Origin of the sequence: Aestuariibacter sp. A3R04 (assembly GCF_018860805.1) — a bacterium.
Lineage (GTDB): Bacteria > Pseudomonadota > Gammaproteobacteria > Enterobacterales > Alteromonadaceae > Alteromonas.
Map to the genome: position 1 here is coordinate 93,765 of NZ_JAHKQR010000003.1, position 15,572 is coordinate 109,336.

General features: G+C 47.5%; 12 protein-coding genes. 2 read left to right on the forward strand and 10 right to left on the reverse strand.

What is annotated here, in order from left to right; all coding sequences use genetic code 11:
- Nucleotides 1–7: 7 nt before the first annotated feature.
- From KO518_RS05335 to KO518_RS05345, 3 genes are all read right to left on the reverse strand, one after another.
- Nucleotides 8–796, reverse strand: a complete 789-nt coding sequence (locus tag KO518_RS05335) for an ABC transporter permease (protein ID WP_216024808.1) — start codon at nt 794–796, stop codon at nt 8–10.
- Nucleotides 793–1,722 (reverse strand): ABC transporter ATP-binding protein, encoded by a 930-nt coding sequence (locus tag KO518_RS05340; RefSeq protein WP_216024809.1) that lies wholly within the window; start codon nt 1,720–1,722, stop codon nt 793–795. The genes KO518_RS05335 and KO518_RS05340 overlap by 4 nt, the downstream gene beginning before the upstream one ends.
- A gap of 115 nt (nt 1,723–1,837) precedes the next feature.
- The gene (locus tag KO518_RS05345; protein ID WP_216024810.1) at nt 1,838–2,581 is read right to left on the reverse strand and encodes a CPBP family intramembrane glutamic endopeptidase; all 744 of its coding nucleotides are present in this window, start codon (nt 2,579–2,581) and stop codon (nt 1,838–1,840) included.
- Between the two features lie 453 nt (nt 2,582–3,034).
- On the opposite strand from KO518_RS05345, the gene KO518_RS05350 reads away from it, so the two are divergent.
- The gene (locus KO518_RS05350) at nt 3,035–3,724 is read left to right on the forward strand and encodes a hypothetical protein (RefSeq protein ID WP_216024811.1); all 690 of its coding nucleotides are present in this window, start codon (nt 3,035–3,037) and stop codon (nt 3,722–3,724) included.
- 102 nt (nt 3,725–3,826) lie between these two features.
- Here the strand turns inward: KO518_RS05350 and KO518_RS05355 are convergent, their stop codons facing one another.
- The 3 genes from KO518_RS05355 to KO518_RS05365 all read right to left on the reverse strand — a co-directional run bounded on the left by KO518_RS05355 (nt 3,827) and on the right by KO518_RS05365 (nt 7,522).
- Complete coding sequence (locus KO518_RS05355) at nt 3,827–4,906, reverse strand: GTP-binding protein (RefSeq protein ID WP_216024812.1); 1,080 nt, start codon at nt 4,904–4,906, stop codon at nt 3,827–3,829.
- A 135-nt stretch (nt 4,907–5,041) separates the two neighbouring features.
- Nucleotides 5,042–5,572 (reverse strand): PepSY domain-containing protein, encoded by a 531-nt coding sequence (locus tag KO518_RS05360; protein ID WP_216024813.1) that lies wholly within the window; start codon nt 5,570–5,572, stop codon nt 5,042–5,044.
- Between the two features lie 72 nt (nt 5,573–5,644).
- Nucleotides 5,645–7,522, reverse strand: a complete 1,878-nt coding sequence (locus KO518_RS05365) for a TonB-dependent receptor domain-containing protein (protein ID WP_216024814.1) — start codon at nt 7,520–7,522, stop codon at nt 5,645–5,647.
- Nucleotides 7,523–7,720: 198 nt separating this feature from the next.
- On the opposite strand from KO518_RS05365, the gene KO518_RS05370 reads away from it, so the two are divergent.
- Nucleotides 7,721–10,984, forward strand: a complete 3,264-nt coding sequence (locus KO518_RS05370; protein WP_216024815.1) for a glycosyl hydrolase — start codon at nt 7,721–7,723, stop codon at nt 10,982–10,984.
- A gap of 72 nt (nt 10,985–11,056) precedes the next feature.
- On the opposite strand, the gene aldA is transcribed toward KO518_RS05370, so the two are convergent.
- From aldA to KO518_RS05390, 4 genes are read right to left on the reverse strand one after another with little or no spacing between them, the layout of a single operon-like run.
- Nucleotides 11,057–12,508, reverse strand: a complete 1,452-nt coding sequence (aldA, locus tag KO518_RS05375; RefSeq protein ID WP_216024816.1) for an aldehyde dehydrogenase — start codon at nt 12,506–12,508, stop codon at nt 11,057–11,059.
- A 3-nt stretch (nt 12,509–12,511) separates the two neighbouring features.
- Complete coding sequence (locus tag KO518_RS05380) at nt 12,512–13,276, reverse strand: SDR family NAD(P)-dependent oxidoreductase (RefSeq protein ID WP_216024817.1); 765 nt, start codon at nt 13,274–13,276, stop codon at nt 12,512–12,514.
- A 1-nt stretch (nt 13,277) separates the two neighbouring features.
- Complete coding sequence (locus KO518_RS05385; RefSeq protein ID WP_216024818.1) at nt 13,278–14,303, reverse strand: zinc-binding dehydrogenase; 1,026 nt, start codon at nt 14,301–14,303, stop codon at nt 13,278–13,280.
- A 10-nt stretch (nt 14,304–14,313) separates the two neighbouring features.
- Nucleotides 14,314–15,447 carry a mandelate racemase/muconate lactonizing enzyme family protein gene (locus KO518_RS05390; protein ID WP_371742253.1) on the reverse strand — a complete coding sequence of 378 codons (1,134 nt, stop codon included), beginning with the start codon at nt 15,445–15,447 and terminating at the stop codon, nt 14,314–14,316.
- Nucleotides 15,448–15,572 lie beyond the last annotated feature (125 nt).

The window sequence follows — 15,572 nt, forward strand, 5'->3', positions numbered from 1 at the left end:
TCCTTAATTAGCGGCGATTGTCGATACGTTTAAACTGTCTGGCAGACAATGCCAGAAAGATTATCGTATAGCCGAGCAGCGCAGCAGCGTGAAGATACCAGGCCGTGCCGACACTGTTTCCCTGAATACCCAGTGCCAGTTGCGCAAGGTGATAGGCCGGGAAGACATTCGCAAGCGTTTCCATAGACGACGAAAATAAGTGGATAGGTACCCAAAGTCCAGACAGAAATGCCATGGGCAAATAGATAAGATTAACAATGGCTGGTGCGGCTTTACCCGACACGCTCAAGCCAATAAAAAGCCCTATTGCGCAAAAGGGTAGGGTACCGAAAAGTACGGCAATGAGCGTGGCGCCCCATTGGACACGTGTCATAGTGACATCACCAAATATTGCGCCAACGGCAAACAGGCTCATAATAATCATAAGGGCAAATATCATGGCAACCAAAATACGCGCGGCAAAATAGCTGCTCAGTGGCATGGGGCTTACCAGTTTCAGGCTCAAAATGCCCTTGTCTTTGTCAGTTGCCACATCCACACCAAAGGAAAACAGCGCGGGGCCAATGGCACCAAAAACCGCATAGGTTGCCATTAAATATTTGGCGGCGTTCCCAGCCTGACTACCCGCAGAATTGAACAACAAGCCGAAAAACACGTAAAACATAATTGGAAAAAGTAAGCTTGGGATCACGAACGCTGGGGTCCGAAACGTTTTTAATAGTTCGGTTTGGGCTTCCACGACAAAAATAGACCAACGTTGCTGAAGAGTCAGTGGTGTAAGTGGTAATGCGCTCATGCTGTTAAGTCCTTGTTGATTGGTTGAGTATTGAGGTTTGCGTGGGTCAGTTGTAAAAACGCATCTTCCAGTGATATGCCGGTGAGGGTTAGATCCTGTATACCAATTCCAGCAGTGAAAAGGGCGTGGAGGTGACTCTCAGGGGAGGTAGAGAATATCTCTGTATAGTCGCCTCGCAGTTGTGGCTCACATTCGGGTACTACAGCAGCGATGATGGCAAGACTATCCTGAGTACGGAAGCGAATGCGTTTTCCCCCAAGTTTGGCTTTGATTTCTGCTGGTACACCTTCAGCTACCTTCTTACCATGTGACATCACAACAATGCGGTCGGACAATGCGTCAGCTTCTTCCAGGTAATGGGTGGTGAGCAGTACCGACGTGCCATTCTCTGCCAGCGAACGAATACACTTCCAAAATTCACGACGGGCGGAAGCATCCAGGCCAACAGTGGGTTCGTCGAGGATCACCAGTTTGGGGTTACCAATAATTGCCATGGCAAACAACAATCGCTGCTTCTGGCCGCCAGACAGTGTCTGGATTTTTCTTCTTTCCAGTTGAGTCAGCATAGCGGTCTCGACAGCTTCTTTTACGGAAATACTGTTGGGATAATAACTGGCAAACAAGCGCAACTGTTCTTTTACAGTGACATTGTCAGGCAGGGCGGCAGATTGCAGCATCACACCCAACTGTTGTTTGGCGGCCCAATGACCCGGCGCGTGACCAAAAATACTCACTTCGCCGGACGTCGGTATTTGCTGCCCCAATAATATACTGATGGTGGTGGTTTTACCTGCGCCGTTTTCACCTAACAAAGCGACGACTTCATTGGGGTGAATTGTCATACTCAGATCATCTACGGCTGAAACATCGCCAAAGCGCTTAGCAACGGCATTTACTTTTACGAGTGGTGAGTGGTTGGCTTGCATAATATTCTCCCTGATTTAGGGCTAAGTATGCGGATTTATCTTAGTCGCCATAACTGCCAAGTGTCATGACTTTGATATGACATTTGTCACAACTTCACAAGAGAGGTGTTTCCCGCTAGAAAAACACGGGTAAGCAATGCAATACGATATCCAGTGTAACGTGAGCGAGCATGGCCATTAATAAGCCGTAGCGCCAGTAGCACCAGCCGTAAAGTACTGAAACTGCAAGGTTGCCGCCGAGGGTCGCGAAAACGGTGGTAAAGTCGTTTGCGCCCTGGGCAACCAGTGAAGGTACGTGCGCCAACCCAAAACCGATACCAGTAATAACAATAATCAGAAACACGGTGCGTTGATTGACACAAGCTCGTCCGAATGCCTTTGAGCAGAGCCAAAGCAGCAGTGTCATCACACCAAAGCGAAATAGGATTTCTTCTGTGACAGCAGCGCTTAGCGACGCGAGAAAGCCTCCTGCCAAGCCGCGAAAACCGTATTCCGGTAGGGCGGGCGACAGTGCATCAACCAGTAGCCAGCGCATGGCGAGCAAAAATAGCCCCAAAAGCACAGATGACACCAAAGTAAAGCGCAGCCCGGGATACCGATTTGAGGCTGTGTTGGAAGGCATATTGATAAGCGACAGACCAAAGCGGGTTCCCAGCGTGAGTCCAATCAGAATACAAGGAATGGTGACAATCGACACAACAATCAGACTGGAAAGCACCACGTCGGAAAAGGGAAAATGCTGGTTGATGCTTTGAAAAAACAAGTAGCCTAACTGTGAAGCGATTGACGCCAGATACAACAAAAAAAACGCTTTCCATTTGGGAAACTGAAGTGATGTTGCAGGTTGATTCAAAGCCATTGTAACTTTCCGAATGCCGGTCGAAATTGGGTTATTATCGAGTAGTAGCTAACGCGTTAAACCTACGGCAACCATTGTTTTGTCGCAACCTGATAAATGAAACAAAAAATGTCATAATTCTTGTACAAAGACTTGGTTGTGGATTTCCTATGGGCTCCTTGTCGGTGAGCGTTTGTTATCGCCAAGTTTTAACTCGCGTTCGGGCGCTATGAACGGACTTGTCATGCTACAGGTTTGTTGTGATGTTCCTTCGGGGGCAAATTAGCTTTCTATGCAACCCATAAGTTGTTGCTCCAAACCATCAGGTAGGAGGCAATATTGTTGTAGTGCCACTTTATCAGCAGAGCCTCGAAGTCAGCGTCTCATCTATTTTGACATAAATCATCCCATACGTTATTCTTGATGCTGACAAAAATTATTTTCGATTAAGTGGTTGAAATATAAGGGATTTATATGTTAATTTTAAAAAGGTTGGTTCTCTTATCGTTAGTTACATGTTTTTGTATCAACATTGCTTATGGAGATGAAAAATCAGATTTAGACACGAAAGTTTTACTGGCTAAAATTAAAAAGAACATCAGTGATAGTGCTGATAAATTAAATGTTAGCGAACAAGTTTTCAAAGACGCTTCAGATCAGTTTTCACGACTTTCACAAGGTTCTTCATATATAAGCGCATATAATTTGCTTGAGCTCCCCGAATTTAAAAATCCCAGTTTATACAGTGAGTCAGAAAAAATAATCGCGCTGAATAATCAACGCACAATTGAAGCGAACTATTACGGAATTCCAGTCACTTCTTTAGATTCGTTTATATCGATTATGGCGTCGAATACCATTGATTCAGTTGACATGAAGAAGGGGATTGTTGGTGTTCAATCAATCGATGATGATATCGAAGTGGTTGTCGTTAAATGCACGGGTGGATGTGGTATGCCAGAAACAAGTTCAGTGGAGATGATGCTTCACATTACGGGGAAGGCGTTGGACGCTGGTGTTAGCAATTTCGAGCGCTTCAAGGTTCGATTTAACGACAATAGTGGTTCGTATGTAAAAAGTGAAATCTGGAGAATGCGGACGTTTTCTGGAGCCTATCGCGAGCGTGAAGCATCTCGTCCATGTCCGTCATGTCCATTTAATTAGCTTCTTTTGTTACCGTTGGTGAAGGTTATACCCTTGAAACAGTACTGATGATGGTGAAACAAGAAGCTGGTGCAGCCAGCTTCTTGTTGCTTAGCGGGCAAATTAGCTTTCTATGCAACCCATAAGTTGTTGCTCCAAACCATCAGGTAAAAGCGATGCAATTATTTCGATACGAGTCTCTTCGCAATCGTCCAACTCCATTTCATTGAAATTGGTGTCATCGAGATTGTACCCGAAAACACCCTCATCGGTAATCATCACGGCTTTTAGTCGAACCTCTTTCAACGTAACCAGCCAATTGAGTAACGCTTTGCGCGAGAAAACGTAGCGCGCGTCTAACCGCCAGCCAATGGCGTGATAGCCTTCTCCGCGATTTTCTTTTTTCAACACCCCATTTTCCGGTAGACAGGAATCACCCGCATCACTACCGTAATGTTCGTGTTCGTGTTCGTGTTCGTGTTCGTGTTCGTGTTCGTGTTCGTGTTCGTGTTCGTGGTCAGTCGTATCTGAAACTACCGGTGATGAACCATAAGCAATTGTCGAGATGCCATCTAACAAGGATAAAGGAATCTCACCAAAATCGGTGAATGTCACACCAGGGCTATTGTCGTCATTCTCTCCCTGCCGACGGCAATATTGTAAAAGTGCTGCTTTATCAGCAGGGTTATAAAGTGTACTTTTGTTTCCCACGATACAATCGGCAATGTGTATTTGCTGATTAAAGGTATCGTGATTCGTATAGCGACTGTCAGCCAGTTTCCTTGCGTCCACCAATGTCAGGGTTTTGTTCAGGGTGAGTACATCCTGATAATGCGGGGCTGACAGAATATCCAGCACTTCTCTCGGGTGGCCGAGCCCAGTGGGTTCTATTATCAGACGATGAGGATTCGAGTGGGCAAGTAACTGGTTGAGTGCTATTTGCATGGGCAAATTAGCAGTGCAACACATACAACCGCCAGGGACTTCCCGAATGTAAACCCCTTGTTTTTCATTGTGAAGACCAGACACCAGCGCGCCGTCAATGCCCACTTCACCAAACTCATTTATCAAAATGGCCCAGCGCTCGTGAGGCGGTTTTTGCTGTAATAAATGCAAAATTGCAGAGGTTTTACCAACACCTAGAAAACCTGTAATAACATTGGTGGGCACAGAGGTAATTCGCGATTTCTGATGATTTTTCATTGTTTGGTTAGGTACCTGCCAGCTCAGTCAATACTGCTTGTTATAATGTAACACTTGATGAGTATGAATTACCATATCTATGTCTACCTGTATGTCCGCCGAAGTCGCAGAGAGGCTGACGTTTATACGTCTGGTTTACCTGCGGGCATCTCTTGCTGTACTTTTTTTTAATTTGCTCTTCAAGGTGGTGTATAACAATATGCCGCCCGTGCACCAAATAAAAAATAGAATAATGCCTGCAGGAAGAAATACCCACAGTTTTGCGGCGTCGGCAAACCAACTGCCGTCGTGTAACGATTCAATAATGTCCGAGCGGCGAAATGCCACGTGCAGGACAGTTTTATTGGCGGCGTCTATTTGTACTTCCCAATGGTTTTTAGCCTGAATCTTTACAATGCCTTTACCAGGGCGTATATCGAGACGATCGATGTCAGCCCATGTTTGTACTTCAAGTTGGGGAATGCCTTGAGCCACTTCGAGAATTTCTGAAAACGCGAGCCGTGGCACCTGACTCATGCCTGTTAGTGTGGGAGGCTGGATCCAGTCAGATTGCTTTTTTACTTGTAACAGAATACCTGTGCCAATTACTACCAGGGAAGGCACAATGATAAGCAATGCAAACCAGAGGTGAATTTTTCGGCTCCATTGCCGTAATTTAGGATGCACAAGAGTCCTCGCTTTTTTGGAATAGTGGCCGGATATTGTCACAGTTATGGCACGCTGATTGAGTCATAGGGGTTAAAAATACAGTTTCACACTGGCCACCCATTCCCGCCCTCTGGCATAAGGTGCCAGATCATCTCTGGAAACCACATAATACGCATCTGTCACATTGCGAAAATGGACAGATAATTTGGTATTGGTAGCCACATCATGGCTGTAGCCCACATCAATGCGATTTACTGATTCAGTGGGGAGTTCGCCATCGACTTGTTCGTGGGATGATGCGCGTTGCATAACCGCAAGATAACCATTTCCACGCGGAAAGAAAAGGGATAGGGCGGCACGGTGCTGACTTGGTGGAATATCTGCTACCGGCTGTCTGTTGTTATCCTCGCCACTTATCCATTGTCCGCTGAGAGATAATTCGCCGCTAAACCCTGCCAGTATAAAGCGCTGTTTTAATTGATAGTTAACGCCGTTGATGTTGGCAGCTTCCAAAGCCTGATATTGGCGAATCGTGTCACTGACCGCAAGCCTTTCGATGTAGTCCACAATATTTTGATGGAAGTATGACAGGCTGAATCGGGTAGATGGGGTAGTATAAAGCAAAGAAAGGTCAATATTTCTTGCCTTTTCGGTGGGGAGGTTGGCATCGCCGAATACCTCGCCTCTGGGGGTTGAACCGGCGTAATAGCGCTCGGTTAAACTGGGTACGCGATACGCGTGGCTCAAATAGCCGGTTAACGCCCAATGCTGGGAAAGGGAATACTGATAACCGATGAACCCGCTGAGGTTGGCGTCTTTTTGCGACTGATCTTCAAGCCGGTTACTTTGGTAGGTCACGGCAACACGTGTCCCGGCTGCCCATGTCCCTTTTATTGTCGTTCGAGAGTAGTCCAGAGCCACATACATATCCACCTGTTCGGCATCCATGGTACGCTGCTCAGTCACGAGGATATGTTGCTCATCCATTTCCAGTTCATCGGCGCTTACATTAAGACGGCTGTCGAGGCCTGTACGCCACTGTAATGAACCGCCGATGAGATCCTTGGTATCACTCAGATGGAAGCCAGAACTGACAGCGTTATTTTCTACCTCGTTAGTTCTTACTCCGGGACGCTGCGTTAGTGTTGTGGTGTGGGCGCTGTGAGCATAGATGGTGAGGTTTTGCCATCCAAACACGGCTTTCGCTAATAAGTGGTCGTTGTCAGGGTAGCGGGTAAATTGCTCTGAAACTGGGTGTGCGCTGGCTTTAGCAACATTGTTGGCGGTGGAATAGAGCACCAGCGCATCGCGCACCATGCCTTGCTGATTTCGCTGTCGCGCCATCAGGCTGTGAACTTCAAAGCCATCGTACAATGGCTCGCCGCGGCCATTTGAACTGCTATTGGCGTGACGGTGATTGAGCGCCCAGCTTACGTGGTGTTCAGGGTCACTTCCCGCAAGCGTAACTTCACGGTAATCGTTATTACTGCCATAAGACATGTCCATGGTGGTTTGGACGGGATTGAATAAAGAAAAGTCAATGCCGCCACCGATAGCACCGGAACCCAGTTGCGTAGAGGCTGCGCCGTAAACGAGCTGGGCTTTATCCATCATAGAAGGAGCAAGAAATTCAGCTGCAGAACCTGCTCGCCGATCGGTGTGAATGGGCACGCCTTCCACCAGGGTTTGAATACGCCAGCGAGCAAAACCGCGAATATTGTAGGTTTGGAATAGGCCGCCTTGTCCGTTTGTGGAAATGGCGGAAGCGCCTGCTACCAGATTGGTGAGACTGTCGGTACTGAAATGTGTGTCGTCAGCAATGTCGTATTTGGGAAGAATTTTTGCTGCGGCGTTAAGCGTCCCCGGCGCCTTTTCGATTACCTCTACGCGCAGTGCTTTCTCCCACTCATCGGCAGCGAGTGCGCAAAACGGAAAGAGGGAGAGCATGAAAAACGGAAATCTGAGCATAGAAAAAACGATGTGAAAACGCAGAAGTATTGCAAAACCATGACACATTCTAAACAGATTAGTGACGCGATAGCCGGAGTTCAACGCACGGTAAGGTCAGTCAGCGTGTGCTTGTTGCAGTATTAACATTTTATAAATAATTTTTAAAGTGACATTATAACAATTAGCTATAATTACAACGACTACCCAGGGAACCTAATGAACATTTTCAAGAAATCATTGCTGGTGACAACACTGTTTGTTGCCGGTATAAGTGCTGTTGCGTCGAAAGAAGCTGACGAACAGGGTATTTTCAACAGTAATACATTTAAGGCTATGTCATTTCGCAGTATTGGTCCGGCGTACATGTCTGGCCGTATTGCAGATATCGCTGTCGATCAAAACAACCCCTCCACCTGGTACACGGCTGTAGGTTCAGGTGGCGTGTGGAAAACCACCAACGCTGGTACAACCTGGACACCTTTGTTTGATAGCCAAGCTGTCTACTCCACCGGGGATGTCACCATAGACCCCAGCAACTCTGACATTATTTGGGTGGGGACCGGAGAAAATAACGGCGGTCGTCACATCAGTTTTGGCGACGGTGTTTATAAGTCCGTAGATGGCGGTAAAACCTGGAAAAACATGGGCTTGAAAAAGTCTGAGCGCATTTCTGATATTGTCATTCATCCACAAAACTCTGATGTTGTGTGGGTGTCAGTTCAAGGCGCGTTATGGTCTAAAGGTGGTGAGCGAGGTTTGTACAAAACCACTGATGGGGGCGAAACGTGGAAGCAGGTACTCAAACCGGCAGACGAATGGACCGGGGTTACATCATTACTCATCGATCCAAGAAACCCAGACAAACTCTACGCGGCAACCTGGTCTCGACAGCGTAAAATCGGCACCTATGTGGGCACTGGTCCGGGAGCAGGGATACATACGTCTGACGATGGCGGAGAATCCTGGACAGAGCTCAAAACCGGTTTGCCTGAAGGCAACATGGGCAAAATTGGTATGGCGATCTCACCCGTGAAGCCTGATGTGATTTACGCGACTATCGAGACTGATAATCGCAAAGGTGGTTTTTATCGCTCTGAAAATCGCGGTGCTAGCTGGGAGAGAATGTCCGATGAAGTAGGTGCCGGAACAGGGCCCCATTACTATCAGGAGATTTTTGCAGACCAACACCAGTTTGACCGTGTCTACATTGCCAGCAATAACAGCAAAGTATCTGACGATGGAGGTAAAACCTGGACTAACATCAGTACCGAACGCAAGCATGTGGACGACCACGCCATGGCGTTCCATCCTACTGACCCCGATTTTGTGTTGATGGGCTCCGATGGCGGTATTTACCTGTCTCATGATCGCATGGCCACCTGGCGATTCATGGCCAATCTGCCTTTGACCCAATTTTATAAAATAGCGGTGGACGACAGCGAGCCGTTCTACATGATTTACGGCGGCACGCAGGATAACTCCACGCAGGGCGGACCTTCACAAACCGACCGCGCTGAAGGTATCAAGAATAAAGATTGGTTCTTAACGTTAGGAGGCGACGGCCATCAACCCGCCATAGAGCCAGGGAACCCAGACATCATGTATTCCCAATGGCAGCAGGGGAACCTTACCCGTCGCGATATGAAAACCAAGGAAATTGTCTACATCAGACCACAGCCGCTACCGGGCGACCCGGCGGAGCGATTTAATTGGGACGCGCCAATTAATGTATCTGCCCACGATCCCAAGCGTTTGTATTTCGCTTCTCAGCGTGTATGGCGCTCCGATGATCGCGGCGACAGCTGGACGCCGGTATCCGGTGACCTAACGCGCAATGGTAACCGAATGCACCAAACACTTATGGGACGGACCTGGTCTGTGGAAGCAGGGTGGGATTTATACGCCATGACTGAGTTCCACACCATTGCCAATTTTGCCGAAAGCCCGGTTGATGAAAATATCATGTGGGTGGGTACCGATGACGGCTTAATTCAGGTCACAACCGACGGCGGCAAAAACTGGAAGAAAATTGAACTCGATGACATCAAAGGCATTCCTGAAAACGCCTACGTAAATGACATTCGCGCGGACTTATTTGACCCTAACACCGTTTATGTGGCGCTGGATAACCACAAAGAAGGCGATTTTAAACCGTATCTTATTAAGTCGACAAATCTGGGCAAAAAGTGGACGTCACTGGCTGATACCTTGCCTGAAAAACACCTCGTGTGGCGAATTGTACAAGACCATAAAAATAAAAACCTGATGTTTATCGGGACTGAGTTTGGTGTGTTTTTCACCGTGAACGGCGGTAAAAAATGGGTGGAACTGGATGGCGGTATTCCCACTATTTCAACACGAGATGTGCAACTTCAACGCCGGGAAGATGACCTTGTCGTAGGCACATTCGGCCGTGGTATTTACATTTTAGATGACTACAGTCCCCTGCGAACACTGACTGAAAAAGCGTTGGAAGAAGAGGTATTGTTCTTTGCCCCAAGTGTGCCTGTGAAGTGGTTCAGTCTGGATACTAATCACAGTGACGGTGACGGCAATGACGCCTTTGCTGCCGCTAATCCTGAACACGGTGCCACTTTTACTTACTACCTTAAAGACAGCCTGTTAACAGACAAAGAAAAGCGTCAGCAAGCTGAGAAAGAGATGGTAAAAGAGAAAAAATATCCCAAATATCCATCGTGGGAGCAGGTTGAGGAAGAAAATTTACAACCTAAGCCATCTGTGTATATCGAGGTAACAGACACTCAGGGCAATGTGATCAAGCGGGTAGAGGGTAAAACAACGAAAGGGTTGCATCGCATTACCTGGGACATGACTTTTGCACCACAAAGCGCCATTACTAAACTTGAAGAGGGAAGGCGAGGTGGACGCGGCCCCATGGTACCAGCTGGAAGTTACAAGGCCGCGCTGTTTAAACGGGAGAACGGCGTCATTACACAAATGGCTGCGCCAGTTGATGTAGCACTTGAGGCAATTTATGAACCGGCACTGACAGGGCCGTCTTCTGAGGAAGCACAAGCATTTGCGAAAAAACTCATGGCAACTGACAGGCAGTTCTCTTCTTTGGAAGCTGTGTTTGACTCTTTGCAGGAGAGTGTAAGCCTGGTGCGTAAAGCCATTGATAGAACGCCCGGAGATATTCGCGAACTGGAAACGCAGTACGCAGCCCTGACGGCTGAGATGAATGAGATTGAACACCTGTTGTACGGTCTGGAATCTCGTGAACGCATGGGGATAAAACCAGCCAATGTAGCCAGTCGTTTGGGATATGCGATGTCGGCGTTCTGGTCATCTTATGGTCCTACTGCGCAGCATAAACAACAGCTGGGTTACACATTAGATGGCATAGAAGATGCGGGTAAACGCGTTCAGGCGCTTCAGGACGACAAGGTTCCTGCGTTGCAAAACGCAATCATTGAGGCTGATGGTCCATGGACCAAAGGTGCAGATATGATTCTGTAGACTGCTGACCTGAGTGATTAAACAAAAAAACGGTGCCAAATTGGCACCGTTTTTCTTTGCATAGTTTATATCTTAAAAAGCTTCGTTCATATAAATGGTTTTCTTATCCATGTACTGCTCTAACCCGTACAGACCGTCTTCACCACCCATACCGCTCATTTTCCAGCCGTTGTGGAAACCCTGGTGTTGTTCTCCAATACCGCGGTTTACATACACTTCACCCACTTCGAGATCCGCGATGGCCTGGTTGATATTAGTCAGTGAACGCGTGTACAAGTAAGCTGATAAGCCATACTCGCTGTCGTTGCTAAAGGCAATTGCCTGTTCAAGGCTGGACACTTTGGTGATGGGCAGAATAGGGCCAAAGGTTTCTTCGTGCACCAATGCGTTGTTCTGTGGAACATCACCAAGCACAGTAGGTTCAAACCAATGACCGCCTTCAAAACCTTCTACTTTAGCTTCTTTGCCCCCTGTTAGAAGTGTCGCGCCCTGTTTCAGGCCTTCTTCCAGTATGCCTTTGATATTTTGTATCTCGCTGGCGTTAACTTTTGGGCCCATTTGTGTGGTATCGGCCATAGGATCGCCAACCACAATGTCTTGTACTTTTGGTAGCAGTTTAGCAACAAACTCATCATACACAGACTCATGTACATACACTCTTTCTGCACAGGTACAGACCTGACCACAGTTGGCAAAACGTGTATCTACCAAGTCACTTGCCGCTTTATCGAGATCAGCATCGTCCATTACGATAAAGGGCGCTTTACCGCCTAATTCGAGCATCACAGGAATGAGATGTTTACCCGCAGACTGATAAATAAGCTGACCTGCACGCGTACTACCCGTCATGGTAATGAGTTTGGTAATAGGACTTTCACACAAGTATTTACCCACAGTACTACCGGTACCATTGATGATGTTCAGAACGCCTGCAGGTAATCCCGCTTCAATTGCAATTTCACCAAGCAGCAAAGTAGCCAGCGGCGTTTCCTGGGTAGGTTTAATGACAATACTGTTGCCGGTAATAAGCGCGGGGCCAATTTTCCGGCCCGCCAGCGCCAGTGGAAAATTCCAGGCCGTAATACCTACCACCACACCACGGGGAACTTTGTGAATGTATATTTTCTCGTCTTCGTTGTCGGACGGAAATATATCGCCACGGATGGTGAGGGCGTTGTCGCAGGCGTATTCGATGAAAGTCGCTGTTGCACCCACCTCGATTTTAGCCAGAGATAAAAGTTTGCCCTGTTCCTGAACCAATAAAGTTGCCAGCTCGTCGGTACGTGTACGAATTAGCTGTGCGAAATTTCTCAGCAAGGTTGCACGCTCTCTTGCGGTGCGTTTTGCCCAGCCTTTTTGTGCAGCGGCAGCAGTTTCCAACGCTAATTGTGCATCGTCTTCACAGCCCGCAGGAATTTCACCGACTGCTTCACCGGTACTGGGATTGGTAATGACAATACTATCCGGGGTCTTTGCGTCGACGTATTCGCCGTTGATAAAGTGTTTATTGTTGTATTTAAACATGTCTTACCTTCCCATCCAGCCACCGTCAACTAATACGGTAGCGCCATTAACATAATCAGAGGCTTTCGAAGCCAAAAATACTGTCGGACCGACAAAATCTTCCGGTTCACCCCAACGACCCTGAGGAATGCGAGCTAAAATTGATTCTGCTCGCGCCGGATCGTTGCGCAGTGCTTCTGTATTGTCTGTCGCAATATAGCCGGGTGCAATGGCGTTTACATTCAGGCCTGAGCCGGCCCATTCGTTGGCCAGTGCTTTAGTCAGTTGTCCAATGGCGCCCTTACTCGCGGCGTAACCGGGAACGGTAATCCCACCCTGAAAAGTCAACAAAGAGGCCGTGAAAATAATTTTGCCTTGTTTTCTTGCAAGCATTTGCTTACCAATTTCTCGACTTAAAATGAACTGAGCATTTAAGTTTACTTCAATTACCGTGTCCCAGTAATCGTCGCTGTGTTCAGCGGCGGGCGCTCTTAAGATGGTACCAGCGTTGTTCACCAAAATATCAATATTCTGGTGGGCTTCTTTTACGTCATGAGTAAAACGGTATACGTCTTCTCTGTTGCTGAAATCACACTGATAGGCGTGAAAGGAACGACCTGCGGCCCGTACTTTCGAGTCAGTTTCAGAACCACTTTTAGGTAGCGACGCCGATACACCAATAATATCAGCTCCGGCTTCGGCAAGTCCCACAGCCATCGCTTGACCAATGCCCCTGCTGCAACCAGTGACGAGCGCAGTTTTACCGCTCAAATCAAACATTGAACTCATCTTATTTTTCCTCATGCAGTGAAACTAGTGCTTTCATACCTGACGGATTGCCGTCCATCGACGCAAAGGCATCGCCAATATGATCGATACTATTTACTGAGCTGATAAAAGGAGCGAGATCCAGTTCACCACTGGCGATAAGAGAAATTGCCTGTTCAAAGTCCTGGTGTTCATAGACGCGGGCACCCAGTAGCTCCAATTCTTTCCAGAAAAATTTAAATAAATCGACCTGTGGTTTTTGAGAGTGAATAGCAACCATACAAATACGGCCACGGACGGCGGCAATTTCGGTCATTACATCTACCGCAGGTTGTACGCCAGATACTTCAAAAACGACATCCGCGCCCTTGTTGCCCGTCCATTCGTTAACTACGGCATTGATATCTTCATTAACAGGGTCGACAGTTTTTACCCCATTTTTTTCTGCGAACTGACGGCGTGTCTCACTGACCTCTGATACCATCACGTTGGCCCCTTTCGCTTTTGCTACCAGGGCAACTAACTGGCCAATTGGGCCGCCACCAATAACAACCACGTCTTCCCCCGCTGTTACTCTGGCGCGGGATATGTCGTGACAGGCTACGGCTAACGGTTCGACAAGTGCGCCCATTTTAAGAGACACATTAGCGGGTAATTTATGCAAAGTACGCGCTTTCACTGTCCACGAGCTTTGGAATGCCCCCGGCGTGTCAATACCCATGAACTTCAGATTTTGACAAACGTGGGAGTGTCCGGCATCGCAAGCAGGGCATGCGAGGCAATAGTCCAACGGTCTGACAACTACGTGGTCACCAACAGCTACATTGTCAACGCCGTCGCCGACTTCGGCAACGATGCCGGACATTTCATGTCCAATGATTTGCGGAGGGGACACGCGGGCGTCCATAACGCCGTGGTAAATGTGCATGTCTGTGCCGCAAATACCAACAAAACCAACGTCTAAGCGAACTTCGCCGGCACTGGGCTTAATACTTTGCCCTGCCTGAACGTCAAATGACTTGTCTCCAACATAATGAGCTGCAAACATAAAAGATTCCTTACATAATGAGATGTGGGGCGAGTTTTGCGTCGTCAAAAATAACGCCGGTTCCAACCACGTCCGGTGCAACCGCGTTCCCCTGATCATCAAGGGTCACGGGGTATTTGGTGTACGCGTCGATGGGAAAGGAGTGGTACTCCATCATTCCGGCATTGGGTTGTGAGGACATCAGCGAAACGTGTAGTTCCTGCATGCCGTGACTGCAAACTTTCAGATTATTAATATGTGCCAGTGAGGCGACCTTTAACCAACCGGTTATTCCACCAATATTAGAAGCATCCGGTTGTAAATAAGACAGTTTTGACTGGTTCACTGCGTAACCAAATTCATACACTGTGTGTAAATTTTCGCCCATGGCCAACGGAATGCTGGTGGCACAGGCTATGCGCGCATAACTTTGATAATCATCGGGTATAGTCGGCTCTTCAAACCAGTGAATGTCGTAGCGTTCAATGGCATTGGCGAATCGAATGGCCTGTTCAGGTGACATGGAATAGTTCGCATCAACCATAAAAGTGATATCATCGCCGATGGCTTTGCGCACGGCGGCTACCCGGGCTATGTCTTCGCTCATTGTGGGTTTGCCAACCTTAATTTTCACCGCCTTAAAGCCTTTAGCTAGATAGCCTTCGATATTTTCAATTAGTCTGGTGAGATCAAAATTGAGGTCAATTCCGCCTGCATAACACGGGGTGCGATCTGAGCAGCCTCCGGCGAGCCGCCATAGGGGTTGGTTAATTCGCTTGCAGCGAATATCCCAAAGTGCAATATCCACTGCAGAAATAGCAAAGCTTACCAAGCCACCTCTTCCTACATAATGAAGGTGATATTGCATTTCTTCCCAGATAGCTTCGATACAGTCGGCATTTTTCTGGTTCAGAAAAGGGGTCAGGTCGTGTTTTATGAGGCTATATATGGCTTGACCGCCTTTTCCTCCGGTATATGTATACCCTGTGCCGGTAGTGCCATCCGCGCAGGTGATTGTGCAAGTAATCAGCTCGAAGTGAGTGTGATCACCGTGTTTCGCATCGCTCAACACTTCAGGAAGAGGAACAAGATAGTAATTAACGCTTACATCTTTTATCGCACTTGCTGTAAGCATTGTTGTTGCACTTATAGGGATCGCTGACACATTCGCATCCTTCTATGTTACCAATAACTTGATTGTACATTGTTAACAATTAATAGCAAACTTTTATGCGATATGGAAATGTTATATTTGTGTAAAATGTTAATGTTGCTATCTGGTTTAGCTGA